Origin of the sequence: Sphingomonas colocasiae (genome assembly GCF_019880585.1) — a bacterium.
Lineage (GTDB): Bacteria > Pseudomonadota > Alphaproteobacteria > Sphingomonadales > Sphingomonadaceae > Sphingobium_A > Sphingobium_A colocasiae.
In genome coordinates this window covers 513188-532573 of sequence record NZ_JAINVV010000008.1, presented here as the reverse complement: position 1 = coordinate 532573, position 19386 = coordinate 513188, and the positions used below count along the sequence as shown (strand labels likewise).

16 protein-coding genes are annotated in these 19386 nt (G+C 66.8%); 14 read left to right on the top strand and 2 right to left on the bottom strand.

The features are described from left to right. Positions 1-4 precede the first annotated feature (4 nt). Genes K7G82_RS18065 through K7G82_RS18040 form a run of 6 tightly spaced genes read left to right on the top strand, consistent with a single transcriptional unit; the run spans position 5 to position 7099 of the window. The gene (locus K7G82_RS18065; RefSeq protein WP_222991300.1) at positions 5-1117 is read left to right on the top strand and encodes an ABC transporter substrate-binding protein; all 1113 of its coding nucleotides are present in this window, start codon (positions 5-7) and stop codon (positions 1115-1117) included. Then, complete coding sequence (locus K7G82_RS18060; protein WP_222991299.1) at positions 1114-2829, top strand: ABC transporter permease; 1716 nt, start codon at positions 1114-1116, stop codon at positions 2827-2829. The genes K7G82_RS18065 and K7G82_RS18060 overlap by 4 nt, the downstream gene beginning before the upstream one ends. After that, entirely contained in the window at positions 2822-3895 is a 1074-nt protein-coding gene (locus K7G82_RS18055; RefSeq protein ID WP_222991298.1) for an ABC transporter ATP-binding protein, read from the top strand. The genes K7G82_RS18060 and K7G82_RS18055 overlap by 8 nt, the downstream gene beginning before the upstream one ends. Before the next feature lie 2 nt (positions 3896-3897). Further along, positions 3898-5280 (top strand): ethanolamine ammonia-lyase subunit EutB, encoded by a 1383-nt coding sequence (locus tag K7G82_RS18050; protein WP_222991297.1) that lies wholly within the window; start codon positions 3898-3900, stop codon positions 5278-5280. Continuing rightward, positions 5277-6035, top strand: a complete 759-nt coding sequence (eutC, locus tag K7G82_RS18045; protein WP_222991296.1) for an ethanolamine ammonia-lyase subunit EutC — start codon at positions 5277-5279, stop codon at positions 6033-6035. The genes K7G82_RS18050 and eutC overlap by 4 nt, the downstream gene beginning before the upstream one ends. Positions 6036-6040: 5 nt before the next feature. Continuing rightward, positions 6041-7099 carry a PepSY-associated TM helix domain-containing protein gene (locus K7G82_RS18040; protein WP_343228602.1) on the top strand — a complete coding sequence of 353 codons (1059 nt, stop codon included), beginning with the start codon at positions 6041-6043 and terminating at the stop codon, positions 7097-7099. Here the strand turns inward: K7G82_RS18040 and K7G82_RS18035 are convergent. Further along, positions 7083-8684: a serine hydrolase gene (locus tag K7G82_RS18035; protein WP_222991295.1), complete on the bottom strand. Its 1602-nt coding sequence runs from the start codon at positions 8682-8684 to the stop codon at positions 7083-7085. The two genes, K7G82_RS18040 and K7G82_RS18035, sit on opposite strands and share 17 nt — an antisense overlap. 131 nt (positions 8685-8815) lie before the next feature. Here K7G82_RS18035 and K7G82_RS18030 point away from each other — a divergent pair, with 131 nt between their 5' ends. The 8 genes from K7G82_RS18030 to K7G82_RS17995 all read left to right on the top strand — a co-directional run bounded on the left by K7G82_RS18030 (position 8816) and on the right by K7G82_RS17995 (position 18579). Further along, positions 8816-10627, top strand: coding sequence for a DUF885 domain-containing protein (locus tag K7G82_RS18030; RefSeq protein WP_222991294.1), 1812 nt, complete (start codon positions 8816-8818; stop codon positions 10625-10627). A 137-nt stretch (positions 10628-10764) separates the two neighbouring features. Next, complete coding sequence (locus K7G82_RS18025; protein ID WP_222991293.1) at positions 10765-12024, top strand: serine hydrolase domain-containing protein; 1260 nt, start codon at positions 10765-10767, stop codon at positions 12022-12024. A gap of 64 nt (positions 12025-12088) precedes the next feature. Next, entirely contained in the window at positions 12089-13267 is a 1179-nt protein-coding gene (locus K7G82_RS18020) for a dipeptidase (RefSeq protein ID WP_222991292.1), read from the top strand. 153 nt (positions 13268-13420) lie between these two features. Further along, positions 13421-14266 carry a DODA-type extradiol aromatic ring-opening family dioxygenase gene (locus K7G82_RS18015; RefSeq protein ID WP_222991291.1) on the top strand — a complete coding sequence of 282 codons (846 nt, stop codon included), beginning with the start codon at positions 13421-13423 and terminating at the stop codon, positions 14264-14266. A gap of 35 nt (positions 14267-14301) precedes the next feature. Beyond that, on the top strand, positions 14302-15693 hold the full coding sequence (locus tag K7G82_RS18010; protein WP_222991290.1) for an amidohydrolase family protein: 1392 nt from the start codon (positions 14302-14304) through the stop codon (positions 15691-15693). Beyond that, positions 15678-16184, top strand: coding sequence for a flavin reductase family protein (locus tag K7G82_RS18005; protein WP_222991289.1), 507 nt, complete (start codon positions 15678-15680; stop codon positions 16182-16184). Before K7G82_RS18010 ends, K7G82_RS18005 begins: the two co-directional genes overlap by 16 nt. Further along, positions 16181-17953: an allophanate hydrolase gene (gene atzF / locus K7G82_RS18000; RefSeq protein ID WP_222991288.1), complete on the top strand. Its 1773-nt coding sequence runs from the start codon at positions 16181-16183 to the stop codon at positions 17951-17953. Before K7G82_RS18005 ends, atzF begins: the two co-directional genes overlap by 4 nt. A gap of 146 nt (positions 17954-18099) precedes the next feature. After that, positions 18100-18579, top strand: coding sequence for a VOC family protein (locus K7G82_RS17995; protein WP_222991287.1), 480 nt, complete (start codon positions 18100-18102; stop codon positions 18577-18579). A gap of 16 nt (positions 18580-18595) precedes the next feature. On the opposite strand, the gene K7G82_RS17990 is transcribed toward K7G82_RS17995, so the two are convergent. Further along, a complete protein-coding gene (locus K7G82_RS17990; RefSeq protein WP_222991286.1) occupies positions 18596-19381 on the bottom strand; it encodes an HpcH/HpaI aldolase family protein in 786 nt (261 codons plus the stop codon). Positions 19382-19386: the final 5 nt, after the last annotated feature.

Below are 19386 nucleotides of genomic sequence, written 5' to 3'. Positions count from 1 at the left end.
CGAGATGGACGAGGGAAGCGGAACGCTTTCGCGCCGGATGCTGATGGCGGGCGGCGCCGCAACGCTGTTCGCCGGGGGCGCCGAGCAACGCGCCGAGGCGGATACGCGCCTTCTGGCAACCGCACGGCATGAGCCGCCGGTGCGCATCTATTCGAACATGTCGCAATATAATTGGCGCCCGATCCTCGCCGGATTGCGCCAGGCCTATCCGACGCTCGCGATCGAGACGATCGACATGGGGCCGACCGAGCTGTTCGAACGCTATTACGCCGAAAGTGCGGCGGGCCGCCGCAGTGCCGACATGCTGATCAGCAATGCGCCCGATGCGTGGCTGCGCCTGGTCGGGCGCGGGCAGGTGCTGCCCTATCGCAGCGGCCAGATCGCCGCGCTGCCCGGCTGGAGCCTGCCTTTCCCGGGGCTCTACACATTGTCGGCGGATCCGATGCTGCTCATCTTCAACAAGGCTTTGCTCGATCCGCCGCTGCGCCCGACCGGATTGCAGCATCTGGCGCGGATCGCCGCCGCCAACCCGCGCAAGTTCCGTCACCGCATCACCACCTATGACGCGGCAAGCCATGCGCTCGCCTATGCGCTGCAGCGCGCGGCGATCGTCGCGGGCAAGCCCGGCGGCTGGGATCTGATGCAGCGGCTGGCGCCCTATATGCGCCTCGAAACCGGCGGGGCGACGATGTTGGACAAGGTCACCACCGGCGAATATCTCGCGGGCTTCCATGTCTCGGCGGTGACGGTGCTGCCGCAGATGCGCACCAAGGGGCGCGCGCAACTGCTGGACTGGACATTGTGCCGCGACGGCACTCCGCTGGCGCTGCGCGGCATGGCGATCACCAAGGCGACGCGCACCCCGGCGGGATCGCGGCTGGTGCTCGACTGGCTGTTGTCGCACACCGGGCAGATCGCCGCGGCCAATGGCGGGCTGACGCCCTGCCGGCGCGACATCGGCGAGCGCGAGGTGCCTTTCCTGACGATCGACGGCATCGTGCGCCGGCTCGGCGGCACCGCACCGATCGTGCTGGTCGGTTATGACCGGCGGATGATCGCCGACTATCCCGGGTTCATCGCACGCTGGAAGCGCGTCTTCGCACCGGTGCGAACATGAATATCGCAGTCTCCCGCGATCCTGCGACCGGTTGGCCCCGCCGCGCGCTGACGATCCAATGGAGCGTCGCGCTGCTGACCTTGCTGCTGGTGGTCGCGCCGCTCGGCCCGATCCTGTGGCAATCCTTTCTCGACCGTCCGCTCTACGAAGCGGGCGCGGTGCCCGGCTTCGCCAATTATGTCCGGCTGTTCGGCGATCCGGACTTCCATGCGGTGCTGCGCAATTCGTTCGTCTTCGCGGTGCTGGCGACCGTGATCGCGGTGCTGGCGGGCGTCGCCTTCACACTGTTCCTCGAACGCACCCGGCTGCCGGGCCGCAACCTGCTGCGCAACCTGCTGATGTGGCCGCTCTACATCTCGCAGCTCGTCACCGCATTTTCCTGGTACACGCTCTACGGCCCCGCCGGCTATTTCACCCTGCTTGGCGAGCGCATCTTCGGGGTGCCGCTCTGGGACATGTATTCGGTGCCCGGCATGGCGATCCTGGGCGGCGTCACCCAGGCGCCCGTGGTCTATCTGTTCTGCGCCAGCAATGCGCGCATGGCCGATGCCACGCTGGAGGATGCCGCGCGCAGCGTTGGCGCGGGGCCGTTCCGGATCCTGTGGTCGGTGGCGCTGCCGATGCTGCGCCCGCCGATCATCTACAGCGCGATCCTGGTCTTTATCGGCTCGCTCGAGACGCTGGCGATCCCGCTCATCTTCGGCCGGCCGGTCGGCATCGAGTTCTTCACCACCTTCCTCTACAGCAAGGGACTGGGCGCGATCACGCCCGATTACGGCATGATCGGCGCGGCCGCATCGCTGCTGCTGGTGATCGTGACGCTGCTGCTGGTCGTGCAGGGGCTGTTGCTGCGTCGCGCCGGGCGGTTCGTGTCGGTCAAGGGCAAGTCGCAGCGGCCCAAGCGGATCGATCTCGGCATGGGCGGCTATGTCGTGTCGGGCCTGCTCGCCCTTTATCTGCTCGTCGGTGTGCTGTTGCCGATGGCGGCGGTGCTGCTGCGCGCTTTCACAACCTTTCTTACGCCGCTGCTGTCGCCCTTCGAACTGCTGACCCTGGAGAATTTCCAGAGCATCTTCGATTATCCGGTCCATGTCCGCGCGATCGTCAACAGCGTGGTGATCGCGGGCGTCGGCGGGCTGGTCGCGACCGTGCTGATCGCAGTGATCGCGCTGGTCATACGGCGATCGTCCTTCCCCTTCGCGCGCGCGCTCGAATATGTCGCGCTCTATCCGCGCGCGATGCCGGGGATCGTGGCGGGCATCGGCTTCTTCTGGGCGATGCTGCTGCTGCCCTTTATCGGCGCACTCTCGGGCACGATCTGGATCCTCATGATCGCCTTCACCATGCGCGGTATTCCCACCGCCTATGGCGCGATCGCACCGGCGCTGATGCAGATCGGTCCGGAGCTGGACCAGAGCGCGCGATCGCTCGGCGCGGACTGGTGGACGGCGGTGACGCGGATCATCCTGCCGCTGACCAAGCCCGCGCTGTTCGCCGCCTATACGCTGCTGTTCCTGAGCTTCCTGAAGGAATATTCGGCCGCCGTCTTCCTCTATGCGCCGGGGGCCGAGATCATCGGCACCACCATGCTGTCCTTCTGGGCGGAGGGCGAGGGTGGCGCGGTCGCGGCGCTTTCGGTGATCCAGCTCATCATAACCCTGGCGTTCGTGTTGATCGCCCACCGCTTCACGAGGACGCATCGCGATGTCTGAGGTCGTCATCGACAATCTGGGCAAACATTATGGCGCGGTCCGCGCGCTCGACGATGTCAGCCTGCACGTCGCCGAAGGCGAGTTCGTCACCCTGCTGGGGCCGTCGGGCTGCGGCAAATCGACCACGCTCTTCGCGCTGGCCGGGCTCGACCGCCCGACCGAGGGCACGATCCGTATCGGCGATCGCGTCTTCTTCGACGCGGCGGCGGGGATCGACGTGCCGGCGGAGCGGCGCGGCATCGGGCTGGTCTTTCAATCCTATGCGCTGTGGCCGCACATGACGGTGCGCCAGAATCTCGCTTTCCCCCTGAAGCTGCGCAAAGTACCCAAGGCAGAACAGGCGGTACGCATCGAAGAGGCGCTGGCACTGGTCGACCTGACCGGCCTCGGCGAACGGCTGCCGCACGAATTGTCGGGCGGGCAGCAGCAGCGCGTCGCGCTGGCGCGCACGCTCGTCTTCCGCCCCTCGCTGCTGCTGCTCGACGAGCCGCTCTCCAACCTCGACGCCAAGCTGCGACACAAGGCGCGCGACTGGCTGAAGCAGCTTCAGCGCCAGCTCGGCCTCACCACGCTCTACGTCACCCACGATCAGGAAGAGGCGCTGGCGATGAGCGATCGGATCGCGGTGATGCAGGCGGGCAGGATCGTCCAGCTCGATACGCCCGAGCGCATCTATCGCCGCCCGGCGACGCGCTTCGTCGCCGATTTCATCGGCGCGGGCAATTTCCTGCCGGTCCGCCATGTCGGGCATGACGAGGGCGGGCGGATGCTGGTCGAGACCGGCGAAGGCGTCAGGCTGGTCACCGCCGGCACTGCGCCGCCCGGCGCCGGAGCGGACCTCGCGGTCACCATTCGCCCGCAGCATCTGCGGCTGTCGGCCGCGCCGATCGACGACGAGAACCGGCTGACTGGCACGATCGTCGATCGCACCTATCTCGGCGCGCGCCACGGCTATACGGTCGCGATCGGGGATCAGCGGATCCAGGCGGAGTCGGAGCAGCTTTTCGAACCCGGCGCGGTCCACCTGGCCTTCCGCGCCGAGGACACGCTGCTGCTGGACGGATAGGGATGGGCTTCGCGATCGATCTTGCCGGCACGCGCCATCGCTTCGCGGATCTGAAGGCGTTGCTCGCCGCGGCGTCCCCGCATCGCTCGGGCGATGTGCTGGCGGGCCTGGCCGCCGCCGACATGCGCGAACGCGTCGCCGCGCGCTATTTGCTGGCAGACCTGCCCTTGCGCACTTTTCTCGACGAAGCGCTGATCCCCTATGAAGCGGACGAGGTGACGCGACTGATCGTCGACAGCCATGATGCCGCCGCCTTTGCGCCCGTCGCGCATCTGACGGTGGGCGGGCTGCGCGACCTGCTGCTTTCCGAAACGGTCGACGGGGCAATGCTCGCCGCGCTGGCGCCGGGGCTGACGCCGGAAATGGTCGCGGCGCTGTCCAAGCTCTGCCGCAATCAGGATCTGATCGCGATCGCCGCCAAGACGCGCGTGGTCACGCGGTTCCGCAGCACGATCGGACTCGCCGGCACATTGGCGGTGCGGCTGCAGCCCAATCATCCGGTCGACGATCCGATGGGGATCGCAGCATCGACGCTCGACGGCCTGCTGCTCGGATCGGGCGATGCCGTGATCGGCATCAATCCGGCGAGCGATAGCGTCCAGCGGGCAGGCGAGCTGCTGCGCCTGCTCGACGATCTGCGCGAGCGTTATGCGATCCCGACGCAGAGCTGCGTGCTGACCCATGTGACCAACAGCATCCTCGCGATCGAACAGGGCGCGCCGGTCGATCTGGTCTTCCAGTCGATCGCGGGATCGGAGGCGGCCAATCAGGGCTTCGGCGTCACGCTGGCGCTGATCGGTGAGGCGCGGGAAGCGGCGCTGTCGCTCGGTCGCGGCACGATCGGCGACAATGTCATGTATTTCGAGACGGGCCAGGGCGCGGCGCTGTCCGCCGATGCGCACCATGGCGTCGACCAGCAGACAATGGAAGCGCGCGCCTATGCGGTCGCGCGCGCGTTCGATCCGCTGCTCGTCAACACCGTGGTCGGCTTTATCGGCCCCGAATATCTCTATGACGGCAAGGAGATACTGCGCGCCGGGCTGGAGGATCATTTCTGCGGCAAGCTGCTCGGCCTGCCGATGGGCGTCGACGTCTGCTACACCAATCATTGCGAGGCGGATCAGGACGATATGGATACGCTTCTGACGCTGCTCGGCGTCGCCGGGGTGAATTTCGTGATCGGCGTGCCCGGGTCGGACGATATCATGCTCAACTATCAGTCGACCAGCTTTCACGATGCGCTGTATCTGCGGCGCACGCTGGGGCTTGCGCCCGCGCCCGAATTCGCGGCCTGGCAGCGCGAGATGGGATTGGTGGAGGCTGATGGACTGCCGCGCCGGCTGTCCCCCGACGAGGCGGCCCGGCTGCTGCCCCCGCCGCTATGACTCTGCCTGTCGACGACAGCCCGGCGGCGCGGCTGCGCGCCGCCACCCAGGCGCGAATCGCCTTGGGGCGGAGCGGCGCTGCGCTGCCGACCGGACCGATGCTCGCCTTCCAGCTCGATCATGCCTGCGCGCGCGATGCCGTGCACCTGGCGATGGATGGCGACACGCTGGCGCAACTGATCGGCGGCGAGACACTGTCCGTCCGGAGCCGTGCCGACACGCGCGAAACCTATCTCAAACGCCCCGATCTCGGCCGCGCGCTCGATCCCGGCTGCGCGCCGATGCTGGATGCGGCGGCGGGGCAGGGGCATGATCTGGCGCTCGTCGTCGGCGACGGCCTGTCCGCCCATGCCGTGCATGCGCATGCCCCGGCACTGATCGCGGTGTTGCGCGAACGCCTGTCCGGCTGGCGGATCGCGCCTGTGGTGCTGGCCCGGCAGGCGCGCGTGGCGCTGGGCGACGCGATCGGCGAGCGGCTGGGCGCCGCGATCGTGCTGATGCTCATCGGCGAGCGGCCGGGGCTGAGCTCGCCCGACAGCCTGGGCGCCTACCTCACCTGGGCGCCGCGCATCGGACGGCGCGACAGCGAGCGCAACTGCGTTTCCAACATCCGCCCGCCGCACGGCCTGTCCTATGATCAGGCGGCGGATCGCATCGCCTGGCTGCTCAACGCGGCGCGGTCCCGGCGGGTCAGTGGCATCGCGCTGAAGGACGAGACCGATATGCCGCTGCTCGCGGATCCCAACGCGCCATGATGCGCATGATCGATCTTCTTCACCGCTGGATCGGTGGCACGATCGGCGTGTTGCTGATGCTGCTCGGCCTTTCGGGCGTGGCGCTGGTGCACCGCCATAGCTGGATCATGCTGCCCCATGCCGGCGAGACTGGTCCGCAATCGGCCGAACGCGTCGCTGTGCTCGCGCAGGCGGTCATGTCTCACGGCACGCCGCCGCGCAGCACCCTCTTCGCCGGCGAGGCGTTCGGCCTGTCGCGCCTGAGCTGGCCGGACGGTGGCGGTGCTTATGTCGATTGGGCGGGCAATGCCGTTGCGCGCTGGAACGATGCCTGGGGCCGCCCCGAATTATGGCTGTTCGAATTCCATCACTATCTGCTCGCGGGCGATGCGGGGAAGATGGCGACCGGGATCGCCGGGATCGCAGGCATCGCACTGGTGCTCATGGGCGTCATATTATGGTGGCGCACGCGCAGGAGTTTCGAGTTCCGCCTCTGGCCGAAGCGGGTGAGCCGCCCCGCGATCGTGCGTCATCACCGCGATCTCGGCATCCTGCTCGCGCCCGTGCTGCTGCTGTCGCTGGTGACCGGCGCGACGCTGATCTTCCGGCCGATCGCCAATATCCTGTTCGGGCCGGGCGCCAATGCGGCGATCCAGGCCACGCTGGACGATCCCGCCGCGCCGCCGGGCGCGGTTTCGCCCGATCTAGACTGGCATGCGATGATCCTCACCGCGCATGCGCGCTTTCCCGATGCGGAGATTCGCGCGCTGATCCTCCCGGCGAAACCGGGGGCGCCGATCACGGTGAGGATGCGGCGGCCGTTCGAATGGCTGCCCAATGGCCGCACGATGATATGGTTCGCGCCGGCGACCGGGGCAGTGATCGGCGCGCGCGATGCCGAAGACCTGCCGTGGCAGGCCAGGGCGTTCAACCTGCTTTATCCGCTCCATTCCGCTTCGGGCACCGGCCTCGCCCATCGGCTGCTGATGACGCTTTCGGGCCTTGGCCTCGCGCTGCTCGGGTCGTTCGCGGTCTGGTCCTTCTGGTTCCGGCGCCCACCCGCGCCGGTCAGGGCGCGCGCTTGAACGAATAGCCGGTCGAGAAATCGAACCGGTCCATCCGGCCCTGCGGATCGCGGCGGAAATCGACGAAGAAATTGCGCGAGTCCATCTCATAGGGCCAGCGCGGGCGCGCCTTGAACATGTCGTAGTTCCAATGTTCCAGGTCGTAGCGGTCGCGGCCGGCGGCGATCACCAGATGGCCGTTCTCCAGCGTGACGGTGGCGGTGCCGAACGCGCCATTGTCCGCGAAGCGGCCGGTATAAGCGGTGAGCGGCAGCGAGGGGCTGGTGGCCATCACACGCGCCGCGTCGACCGCTTTGCGCGCCGCCTCGGCCTTGGCGCGCTGGCCGGCCGCCTGCGCGCGGAAGCGGCTGCTCCATTGCCGGTCGCCCACGCCCAGCGCATCGTCGATCGCGGCCTGGACGACGGCGAGCGGCATCAGCGTCTCTTCCGAATTGGCGAGCGCGATCACGGCGATGCCGTCGTCGGGCAGGAACGCCATCCGGCTGCGGAAACCGTCGATGCCACCCGAATGCGAGATCACATTGTGGCCGCGATAGTCATGGACGTACCAGCCCATCGCATAGCTGCGGAAGCGGATGCGATCCTCGCCCTCACCGGCGACCGTCACCCAATCGTCCCCGGAATAGGCGCCGCGCACCGGCGTCTGCGGCACATGGGTTTCATGCAGCGCCGCCTGCTGGACAAGCGCCTGTGCGCCCTTGCCGCCATCGGCGAGCTGGAATTGCAGCCACAGCGCCATGTCGTGCGCGCTCGAATTGACGCCGCCCGCCGGCGTCGCCGTCTCGTCCTCGTAACGCCATTCGATCGGCCGCCAGCCCGTGTCCGCGCGCAGATGGGGGGAAGCGGCATTGGCGTCGGCGCGCGCCGCCAGACTGTCGGCATTGGTGCGCGTCATGCCGAGCGGCGCCCAGAAACTGTCGGCGGCATAGCGTTCCCAGACGCCCCCGGTGACGCCGGCGACGACCTGGCCGAGCGCGGAATAGCTGTCCGTGGTGTAGAGAAATTCGGACCGCAGCGGATGGAGCTGGGGCAGGTAGCGGATCCGGCGGACATGATCGCGCCGGTCCAGGCTCGCGCGGCGGAACGTATATTCGGAACTGCCGATGCCGCTGCGCATGCTCAGCAGGTCGCGCAGCGTCACTTCATCGGTGTCGCGATCGCGCGGCATCCGGAACCAGGGCAGATATCGGGTGACGGGCGCGTCCCAGGCGAGCTTGCCTTCGCCGACCAGCTTCGCGACGGTCGCCGACGCGAAGCTCTTGGTGAGCGACGCGATGCCGAACAGCGTCTGCGCGTCGATCTTATCCTTCCCGCCCGCCTTGCGCACGCCATAGCCGCGTTCATGGACGATGCGGCCGTCGCGGACGATCGCGATGGCCAGCCCGGGCTGGTTCCAGTCGCGCATCATCGCCTCCACCCTGGCGTCGAACGTGGCCGCGTCGAACGGGGCGGCCTTCTGCCGTTCGGCCTGCGCATTCGGTGACGATTGCGCGAGCGCCATGCCGGGCATGGTCGCGACGGCCAGCGCCAGGCCGATGCGGAACAGGAAACGGGTTTTCCGGACGGTCGCGGAACATGGGATCATATGGGGTGGGCTCCGCGGCTGGGATGGGCGATGGCGAAGACCATGCCCCGACGATGCGATCCGCCGCAAGCGGCCTTTGCCGTGCCGCAGGCGGATTGCATTCCGGCGCGGGAAGGCGGAAACCGCAGCCCATGTTGAATCGCCGTTCGTTGCTGTCGCTGCCCGCTGTCGCCCTGCTTGCCGGATGGCCGCGTATCCTGCCCGCCGCCGGCAACGGCATCACCGCCCTGCTTGAGGAAGCGATGCGCCAGGCGCTCCTTTCCTCGCCGCAACTGATGACGATCACGGGGCTCGATACCGGCGCGAACGCCGCGGCGCGCGGCAAGCTCGACGATCGCTCGCAGGCCGGCGCCGATGCGATGCGGCGATTGTTCGCGGAGATGAAGGCGGGGCTCGTCCGCTTCGATCCGAAGACGCTTTCACCCGCCGACTGGGTCAATCATCAATCGGCGCTATTCCTCGCCGACACGACCCTGCAAAGCTATGGCTTCGGTTATGGCGACCCCAATGTCGGCGTCGCCATTCCCTATATCGTCTCGCAATTGAGCGGCGCCTATCGCTCGGTTCCATCCTTTCTGGAAAACCAGCACCCGATCAAGACGGTGGCGGATGCTGATGCCTATCTGTCGCGTCTTTCCGCTTTCGCGGTCCAGCTCGATCAGGAAAGCGATCGCGCGCGCGCGGATTTCGCCACGGGCGTGGTGCCGCCCGATTTCGTGCTGCGGACGACCCTGCTTCAGTTGAGCGAACTGATGCGCGTGCCGCCCGAACGGAGCGACATGGTCTCGGCCCTGGTGCGGCGCGCGGCGGCGGCGGGCGTCGCCGGCGAATGGCAGGCGCGCGCCGAACGCATCGTCGCGCGCGAAATCTATCCCGCGCTCCAGCGCCAGGCGGACCTGCTTTCGGGCGCGCTGGCGAAGGCGACGGCGGATGCCGGCGTCTGGCGCGTTCCGCAGGGCGAGGCCTATTATCGCTATGCCGTCCGCGCGGCGACGACCACCGATCTGGCGGGTGACGAGATCCACCGGATCGGGCTGGAGCGTGTCGCCGAACTGACGGCCCAGGCGGACGCGATCCTGAAGGCGCGCGGGCTGACCCAGGGGAGCGTGGCGCAGCGCATCGCCGCGTTGCGCCGCGATCCGGCGCAGCTCTATGCCGACAGCGATGCCGGCCGCGCCGCGCTGATCGCCGATCTCCAGCGTATGGCCGACGCCATGCTGGCGCGGCTGCCCGATGCCTTCGGGCATCTGCCCAGGGCGGGCGTCACCATCCAGCGCATGCCGCTCGCGATCGAGGCAGGATCGTCGGGCGCCACCTATCAGCCGCCCAGCCTGGACGGGCAAAGGCCCGGCCTGTTCTCGATCAACCTGCGCAACATGGCGGAATGGCCGCGCTTCGACCTGCCGACCCTGGTCTATCACGAAGCGGTGCCGGGCCATCATCTGCAGAACGCATTGTCGAACGAGGCGGAGGGCCTGCCGACCTTGCGGCGCATGCCGCTCTTCTCCAGCTTCTCCGAAGGCTGGGCGCTCTATGCCGAGCAACTGTCCGACGAGATGGGCGCCTATCGCGAGGATCCGCTTGCGCGGCTGGGCTATGTCGCCTCGATGATGTTCCGCGCGGCGCGGCTCGTGCTCGATTCGGGGATTCATGCGCGGCGCTGGACCCGCGAACAGAGCATCGCCTACATGACCGCGACGCTCGGCAACAGCGAGTCCGAGGCGGTGCGCGAAGTGCAGCGCTATTGCGTCCAGCCGGCCCAGGCCTGCAGCTATATGCTCGGCTGGCGCGCCTGGACCGCCGCGCGCACCGAGGCAAAGGCGCGGCTCGGCCCGCGCTTCGACCTGCGCGCCTTTCACGACGAAGGCCTGCTCAAGGGCGCGATGCCGCTCGACGTGCTGACGCGCGTCATGGCCGATTGGCGAGGCGTCGGCGCGAGCTGACAGCCGGCGACGATGCCGGTCGCCAAAACCGCTGGTCTGACGGATCGTCGCTGATAAGCTCCCGGCCGCACCATAGGCGGCAAGGGGGAAGGGTTTTGCTCACGCGCTTGAGAGGTTCGATTCTCGCGGCTCTATTGATGGTCGGCGCTGCGGTCCCGCTTCCCGCCGCCGCGCCCGTCGCCGGTTCGCAGGCCAGGTCGGGCTTCTCGGCCGAGCGGCTCGAACGGATCGACCGCTTCTATGAGGCAAAGGTCGCGAAGGGTGAGATGTCGGGCATCGTCATCCTGATCGCGCGGCATGGCAAGATCGTTCATCTCAAGTCGATCGGCCATGCGGACATCGAAAAGTCGCGCGCCATGGCGCCCGACACGATCTTCCGTGCCTATTCGATGACCAAGCCGATCGCGGCCACGGCGCTGATGATGCTGTACGAGCGGGGGCATTTCCAGCTCGACGAACCCGTTTCCAGATATATTCCCGAATTCGCCAATCTTCGCGTGCTGAGAACGCCGACATCGCCGCTGGGTGATACCGTGACGGCGGAACGCGAACCGACGATCCATGATCTTCTGCGGCACACCGCAGGGTTCGGCCATGGCTTCAATCCCAATGCGGTCGATCAGGAATATGTGAAGCGGAAGGTCTTCGATCTGGACGTGACCATGGCGGAGATGACGTCACGGCTGGCCGGCATCCCGCTGCTTTATCAGCCGGGTCGTATCTACAATTACAGCGTCGCGCCCGACATCGAGGCGCGACTGGTCGAGATCTTCTCCGGCATGCCCTTCGACAGCTTTGTCGAGCGCGAAATCCTCCAGCCGCTCCGCATGGTCGACAGCGGATGGTGGGTGGGGCCGGACCGCGCCGACCGGCTGGCGACGCTCTACTGGAGCCGCGACGGGAAACTGACGCGCAACGACGAGGCGCATGCTCCGCCCGCCGACGCGGTGTTCCTGCGTCAGCCCTGGTCGGTCAACAGCTATGCGGTCAACCACCCCAGAAAGGGGGGAAGCTACGGCATGGTGACGACTGCGAGCGATTACTGGCGGTTCGGCCAGATGCTGCTCAACCGTGGAAGCTTCGAGGGGCGGCGATTGCTCGGGCCACAGACGGTCAGCTTCATGACGCGCAATCATCTCGACGACAAGCAGAGGGAGGGGTTCGCCAAGGGGGTTGGCTGGGGCTTGGGCTTCGCGGTCGTCGAGGATCCCGCAGCGGCCGGCTTCATGAGTTCGGCCGGGGCATTCTACTGGGCCGGCGCCGCCAACACGCATTTCTGGGTCGATCCCGAGAAGGATCTGGTCGTGGTGGCGCTGGCGCAGGACATGGGCAATCCCGGCAACGCCTTGCTTCGGCCGCAGATCCGGACCCTGGTCTACAGCGCGTTGCTCGATTGACCGCCCGCGCCGCGCATGACAGTTTTCGAATCGGAAAATTCGACGAACAATTGCGGGGGCCATGATGACCGATCGATCCTTACCGAAGCTGGACCGTCGCCGGTTCGCGCTGGGCGGACTTGCTCTTGCCGGCGGCACGGGCCTGCTTCCCGGCGCCGTTTGGGCGGCGGATGCGCCTGCCGACAATCCCGGGCCGATCCCGCCCCGCATCAAGGCGCTCTACAGGAATTCGGTCGCGATCGACTGCCTCGCCAGCCCCAATACGTTCAACGTCAACTATCCCGTCGGCGGCAAGGATCTGTCAGCGGAACAGTTGCGCAATGTGCGGGCGAGCGGGTTGACGGCGGTCAACATGTCGGTTGGCGGCCCGACGCTCGAACGCACGCGCGAGCGCATCGCCAATATCAAGGAGGATATCGCCCGCCATCCGGACACGCTGATGCTGGTGAAGAGCCATGCCGATATCGCGCGCGCCAAGGCGGGCGGCAAGCTCGGCATCATGCTCGGTTTCCAGGGGCTGGAATGGATGCAGGACAATCTGGACCTGATCGACGAATTCGCCGCTGCCAACGTCCTGATCATGCAACTCACCTATAATCAGGAAAGCAGCATCGGTTCGGGCGCGTTGTCGCGCGATCCGGCGCCGGGGCTGGAAGCCGTGGGCCGCGAGGCGATCCGGCGGATCACCGCGCGGCGCGCGATCGTCGATCTTTCGCATTCGCACGCGCAGACCGCACTCGATGCCGCGCGCGAATCAAGCAAGCCGATCATCCTGTCCCACACCGGCTGCCGCGCGGTGTACGATCACCCGCGCAGCCAGCCCGATGAGGTGTTCAGGGTGGTCGCCGCGAAGGGCGGCGTGCTCGGCATCTACATCATGCCGTTCCTCGGCATCGATACGCTGGGGCCGAGCCGCGCGCTGGTGACGCGCCACATCGTCCACGCATTGAAAGTGGCGGGCGAGGATCATGTCGGTATCGGCAGCGACACGTCGATCACGCCGATCCTTTATGACGACGGTTATCGCGCCGAACTCAAGCGGTTCATCGCCGGGCGCGCGGGCAACAACATCTCCGCACCGCTCGAAGACAGCGGCATGCCGTTCAGCACGCCGGGTCTGAACACGCCGCGGCGGCTGGAAGTGATCGCCTGGGATCTGGCGCAGGCCGGCGTCAAGGATGCGGTGATCGCAAAGGTCATCGGCGGCAATTTCAACCGCGTCTTCGGCGAGGTCTGGGGCTGAGGCGCCACGGGCAAGCGTGCCATGGCGCCCCCCGAAGCCGCGGCGGCCTGGCCGCTCTTCGACAGGATCAGCCAAGTCTGCCCGCGTCTCTGATCAAGATTTTCCGCCCGCGCATTCTATGGTCGGAGCGCAGTCGAGACAGCGCGAGGAACCATGACCAAAGCCCCAGGCCAGCAAGGCGCCGCGACGGATACGATCTTTCCGACATGGTTCATCCCGCACGGGGGCGGGCCCTGCTTTTTCATGGACTGGCGGCAGATGGGCGGCCCTGCGGATACCTGGGACAAGATGGCGGCCTGGCTGCGGAGTCTTGCCGCCACTCTGCCGGCCAAGCCCAAGGCGATCGTCGTGATTTCGGGCCATTGGGAAGAGGAGGTGTTCACCGCTTCCACCGCCGCGGCGCCCGCGATGATCTACGATTATACAGGGTTCCCGCCCCACACCTATGAACTGCAATATCCGGCACCGGGCGCACCCGAGGTCGCGGCGCGCATCGTCGAACTGCTGAAGGGCGCCGGCCTTGCCGCCGGAACCAGCCCGTCGCGCGGTTTCGATCACGGGATCTTCATTCCCCTGCTGCTGATCTTTCCCGATGCCGATATCCCGGTCGTGCCGCTCTCGCTGACGCGCGATCTCGATCCCGAGGTGCATCTGAAGGCGGGGCAAGCGCTTCAGGCGCTGCGCGAGGAAGGTGTGCTCATCATCGGGTCGGGCATGAGCTATCACAATATGCGCGCATTCCGGACCCCGGCCGCGACCGCGCCGTCGGAAGCCTTCGACCGGTGGCTGACCGATACTGTGAGGGATGAGGACGCGGGCTCGCGTTGGCGCGGGCTGGCGCATTGGGCGGAAGCGCCGGCGGCGCGCAATGCGCATCCGCGCGAAGAACATCTGTTGCCGCTGATGGTCGCGGCCGGTGCCGCGGGCGATGCGCCGGGTGAGCAGGTGTTCAGCGATGTCGCCATGGAAGCGCATCTCTCCGGTTTCCGCTTCGGCTGACTGCGTTTTGGAAAAGATCATTCGGAGGAACCTGCTTGGCTGAAGATGCGATTGTCGCCGATCTGCTGATTTCGGGCGCCACCCTCATCACCATGAATGCCGAACGGCATGTGGTGGAGGATGGTGCGGTGGCGATCGCCGACGACAGGATCGTCGCGATCGGCAAGCGTGACGCACTGGCGCGCAGCGTCACCGCCAGGGAGGTCGTGGACGCGCGCGGCTTCGTGATGACGCCCGGTTTCGTCGATGCGCATATCCATATCACCGGCGATCCGCTCACCCGTGGCTTCAAGCGGGGCGGGCCGGGAGAGGCGCCGTCGCAGGTGATGGGCGGCTGGGTGATCCCGATCTTCCGCGCGCAATCCGCTGAGGATGAGGCGATCTCGGCGCAATGCGCGGCATTGGCGATGATGCGGAACGGCACCACCTGCTTTCTCGAGGCGGGAACGGTGCGCCAGCTCGATGCGGTGATGGAGGGGCTCTCGCAGACCGGCATTCGCGGGCGCGTGGGCGAATGGGTGGAGGGGCGTGCGGCCAATCCGGAGGACCAGCCCAGAAAATCCGCCGATGCGATCAGGATCCTCGAATCCGAGATCGCCCGTTACCCCGAGAGCGAAGACGCCAGGCTTGCGGCCTGGCCGGTTCTGGTCGGGCATTCGACGAACTCGGACGAGGTCTGGCAGGCGGCGAAGGCGCTGGCCGATCGGCACGGCATCCGCGTGTCCGCGCATATGAGCGCGCGGCCGTCGGATCCCGACTGGTTCCAGGCGAGACATGGCCGCCGTCCGCTCGAGCATCTCGCGGCGATCGGCGTGCTCGGCCCCAATATCTGCCTCACCCATCTCGCCGATATCGACCGGTCGGAACTCGATATCCTGATCGAGACCGGCACCCAGGCGATCCTGTGTCCACATGCCGCGCTGCAGGGCGGCTTCGGCATTTCGCAGCACGGGCTTTATCCCGAAATGCTTGCCGCCGGCGTCAACCTGGCGCTCGGAACCGACGGACTGGCGACCGGCATATTGGCGTCGGCCCGGCTGACGGCGCATCTGTTCCGCGATGCGCGCATCGATCGCACGATCTTCGGCCCGGCGACCATATTGGAGCTGGCGACCCTGAACGGCGCGCGCGCGCTCGGGATGAGCGATAGGATCGGATCGCTCGAAATCGGCAAAAAGGCGGATCTGGTTCTGCACGACACCGATAGCCCGGAATGGAGCGCGATCTTCGATCCGGTCTATCAACTGGCGCTGTGCGCGCCTTTGGGGCCGGTGCACAGCGTCTGGATCGATGGCGTCCGCGTGATCGAGGGCGGGCGAGCGACACGGATCGATGAGGAGAAACTGATGGCGGATGCCCGGCAGCGCGGCGCGGAGATCATCGCGCGGACCAGGCTGCCCAGGCAGCCTGTATGGCCGATCCTGTGATGCATCCGGTGGCGCCGACACAGGAGGAATGGCGCGCGGCGATGGGATCCTTCCCCTCGGGCGTGGTGGTGGTGACGAGTTGGGAGGGCGATCGGCCGATCGGCGCGACGTACAGTTCGTTCTGCTCGGCGTCGCTCGACCCGCCGCTGGTGTCGATCTGTTCCGGGCGCAACAGCCGTGTCTTCGGTCCCATCGCCGAACGTAAGGCGTTCGGCGTCAACATCCTCGGCCGGGGGCAGCAGGCATTGGCATTCGCCTTTGCGAACGGCCCGAATGCGAGCGGCTTCGCCGATCTGCCGCATCGCGCGCTGGAAGAGGCTTCGCCGCAGATCATCGGCGCGCCGGTCTTCATCGATTGCACGCTGGAACACAGCTATGATGCGGGCGATCACGTCATCTTCATCGGTCGCGGCGTTCGTGTCGACTTCGCCTCGGATGTGCCGCCCTTGCTGTATCACAAGGGCGGGTTTCCGGATTTCGCGCCGCTGTGACCGGTGTCGGACAGGGCGTGGCGGCGCTCGCAGCAGAGGTCTGCGCCGGCCGGCGATCGGCGGTGGCGATCGCCGAAGAGACATTGGCCCTGGCCGATGCCTATGACGCGGTGCAGCCGCAGACCTGGATCACCCGCCTGTCGCGCGAAGATGTCCTGCGACGCGCGGCCGAGGTCGACCGGCGTGTTGCAGCGGGCGAAGACCTGCCGCTGGCGGGTGTGCCGTTCGCGATCAAGGACAATATCGATCTCGCCGGGGTGCCGACCACGGCGGCATGTCCGGCCTTCGGATATGTCGCGGACGAAAGCGCGTTCGCCGTCCAGCGCCTGATCGATGCCGGCGCGATCCCGATCGGCAAGACCAATCTCGATCAGTTTGCGACCGGCCTGGTCGGCAGCCGCAGCCCCTATGGCGCCTGTGCCTGCGTCTATAATCGCGATTATGTCTCTGGCGGTTCGAGTTCCGGGTCGGCGGTTGCCGTGGCGGCGGGCATCGTGCCCTTCGCGCTCGGCACCGATACCGCCGGATCGGGGCGGGTGCCGGCCGCGTTCAATGGGCTGATCGGCTTCAAGCCGACCTGCGGGCGGTGGAGCAAGCGCGGCGTCGTACCGGCGTGCCGGTCGCTCGATTGCGTCAGCCTTTTCACCACGACGATCGCGGACGCCCTGGTGATCGATCGCGCGCTGACGGCATATGATCGCGATGATCCCTATTCGCGCACCGCATCGAGCGCGCCCGCCGCGATCGCGAGGATCGGCATTCCGCTCGCCCGCAACCTGAACTGGTGCGGCGACGGCCAGTCGCAGGCACTCTACGAACGGGCACGCCGAAAGGCCGAGCAATCGGGCCTCGCCCTGGTGGATGTCGATATCGCGCCACTGCTCGAATGCGCCAAACTCCTCTATCAGGGCGGCTGGGTGGCCGAGCGCCACAGCGTCGTTTCGGACCTGTTGCGCGACAATCCGGCCGCCATCCATCCGGTGGTGCGCGCGATCGTCTCGCCCGGCGGCCAGATGACGGCGGGGCAGGCGTTCGAGGACCTGGCCGCGCTGAAAGGCTATGAGCGGCTTTGCCGTGAAATCTTCGGGACGGTCGACGCACTGCTCCTGCCGACCGCGCCCACCATCTATCGGATCGATGAGGTGCTGGCCGAGCCGTTCGGCCTGAACGCCAATCTGGGGCTGTACACCAATTTCGTGAATATGCTGGATCTGTGCGCGATCGCGATTCCATGCGGATTTCGCGACAATGGAACGGGTTTCGGCGTGACGCTGATCGGCCCGGCATGGAGCGACCCGGCGCTGGCCGATCTCGCCCGCGATCTCGAGGACATCGCAATGGAAAAACCCCAGCTGGATCTTGCGCCACCTGCCGATACGGTCAGGCTGGCGGTTGTCGGCGCCCATCTTTCGGGCATGCCGCTCAACTGGCAATTGTCGTCGCGTGGCGCACGACTGGTCCGCCAGTGCCGGACCGCCCCCTGCTACGACCTCTATGCGATGGCGGACAGCGTGCCGCCCAAGCCGGCGCTGGTGCATGTCGGGGATGGCGGCGGCGCCATAGAGGTGGAAGTCTATGAATTGGGGCTGCCGGCCTTCGGCAGCTTCACCGCCGAGGTGCCCGCGCCGCTCGCGATCGGCACGCTGACGCTGGAGGATGGCGAGCCGGTGAAGGGATTTGTCGGCGAACCGCGCGCGATCGTCGGTGCCCGGAACATTACGGACTTCGGCGGGTGGCGCGCCTTTTGTGCGGCGGCGGAAAAACTCTAAAGCATCGTGCGGAAAAGTGGGAACCGGTTTTCCGCAACAACGATGCGATCAATATGCAGAGCAGGATGTCGTGCGCGCTCGTCCAAGTCACGTCGGCGCATTTGATGTCATCAGTCGATTGAAGTCTATTGTCAGCGGAGGCGACCATGTCCGATCAGATCAATCACGACCATCGCCCCCGCCGGGCGAGCTGGACGCATATCGCGCTGCACGTGAAGGATATCGAGAAAACCATCGCCTGGTATGAACGCTATACCCATCTCAAGCTGCTCCAGCGCGGGCAGGAGATGCTGGGCTATAATGCCTGGCTCGGCGACTCCACGACGGCCGACAATCCCTTTGTGCTGGTGCTCGCGCAATTCTTCGAGGGCAAGGATCCGTTCGCGCCGGCGCAGCATCCGCCGATGGCGCCGTTCGCGCATATCGGCATCGAACTGCCGACCAAGGAAGCGGTGGACGAGGTCGCCGCGCGTGCGAGCGCCGATGGATGCCTTGGTTTCGGTCCGAAGCAGATGCCCAAGCATGTCGGCTATATCTGCATGCTCAAGGACCCCGACGGCAACAATGTCGAGTTCTCCTACGATCAGGGCGTGTACGAAAAGGCGCGCGAGGTGTGGGGCGCATAGGCGCCACGCCGGCTGATCAAACGAGGGTTACGGTTCCACCGGCGCCGATCGCATGCGCGAACGCGGTGCGATTGGCGCGTCCCTGGCCGATCAGGTAGCTCTGGTCGGATCCGCACACGAATACCGATGCGCCCATTTGCAGGAACTCGGGAATCTCACCCGCATCGGTGATGAAGATCCCGAAGGCGATCGCGTTGCGCTTCGCGGCCTGTGCGACGGTGGCGACCGCCTCGATCAATCGGGGATCGCCATTGCCCTCCGCACCCAGGGACATCGCCAGGTCCGCGCGCCCGACGAACAGGCAATCGACGCCGTCGGTTCGTGCGATATCGTCGAGCCGCGACAGCGCACTCTTATCCTCGATCTGGCACCATAGCGAACTCCGGGCATCGGCCTGGGCCCGCTGCATGCCGGCCGCATGCCCGCCGAAATCCGCCGCGCGCGTCGATGGTGAAAATCCGCGCCGGCCTTTCGCATATTTCATCGCCGCGACGAGATCGGCCGCGCCGTCGCCATCGATCACATGCGGTGCGACGATCCCTTCAGCGCCCAGGTCCAGGCATTGGCCGATGAATGCAGGCGAATGATCCGCCGGGCGCACGAAGCACGGGATATCCGCGCTGCGGGCGCCGAGCACGACGCGATCGATCTCGCCGATTCCGAAGGGCGCATGTTCGGCATCGGCGATGATGAAATCGAGCCCGGCGCGGCCCAGCACCTCGGCGACATGATGCGACGCGCTTTTGAGGAAAGTGCCGAGAATCGGCTCCCGCCGTCGAATTCGTTCACGCAGGCTGGTCAAGGCGG

What these genes read in the sequence shown, in the direction of transcription:
- K7G82_RS18050 (WP_222991297.1), top strand. Translation starts at nt 3,898, where the DNA reads ATGGGCTTCGCGATCGATCTTGCCGGCACGCGCCATCGCTTCGCGGAT.
- K7G82_RS18030 (WP_222991294.1), top strand. Translation starts at nt 8,816, where the DNA reads ATGTTGAATCGCCGTTCGTTGCTGTCGCTGCCCGCTGTCGCCCTGCTT.
- K7G82_RS18005 (WP_222991289.1), top strand. Translation starts at nt 15,678, where the DNA reads ATGGCCGATCCTGTGATGCATCCGGTGGCGCCGACACAGGAGGAATGG.
- K7G82_RS18035 (WP_222991295.1), bottom strand. Translation starts at nt 8,684, where the DNA reads ATGATCCCATGTTCCGCGACCGTCCGGAAAACCCGTTTCCTGTTCCGC.
- K7G82_RS18065 (WP_222991300.1), top strand. Translation starts at nt 5, where the DNA reads ATGGACGAGGGAAGCGGAACGCTTTCGCGCCGGATGCTGATGGCGGGC.
- K7G82_RS18020 (WP_222991292.1), top strand. Translation starts at nt 12,089, where the DNA reads ATGACCGATCGATCCTTACCGAAGCTGGACCGTCGCCGGTTCGCGCTG.
- K7G82_RS17995 (WP_222991287.1), top strand. Translation starts at nt 18,100, where the DNA reads ATGTCCGATCAGATCAATCACGACCATCGCCCCCGCCGGGCGAGCTGG.
- K7G82_RS18055 (WP_222991298.1), top strand. Translation starts at nt 2,822, where the DNA reads ATGTCTGAGGTCGTCATCGACAATCTGGGCAAACATTATGGCGCGGTC.
- K7G82_RS18015 (WP_222991291.1), top strand. Translation starts at nt 13,421, where the DNA reads ATGACCAAAGCCCCAGGCCAGCAAGGCGCCGCGACGGATACGATCTTT.
- K7G82_RS18040 (WP_343228602.1), top strand. Translation starts at nt 6,041, where the DNA reads ATGATCGATCTTCTTCACCGCTGGATCGGTGGCACGATCGGCGTGTTG.
- eutC (WP_222991296.1), top strand. Translation starts at nt 5,277, where the DNA reads ATGACTCTGCCTGTCGACGACAGCCCGGCGGCGCGGCTGCGCGCCGCC.
- K7G82_RS18060 (WP_222991299.1), top strand. Translation starts at nt 1,114, where the DNA reads ATGAATATCGCAGTCTCCCGCGATCCTGCGACCGGTTGGCCCCGCCGC.
- K7G82_RS18025 (WP_222991293.1), top strand. Translation starts at nt 10,765, where the DNA reads ATGGTCGGCGCTGCGGTCCCGCTTCCCGCCGCCGCGCCCGTCGCCGGT.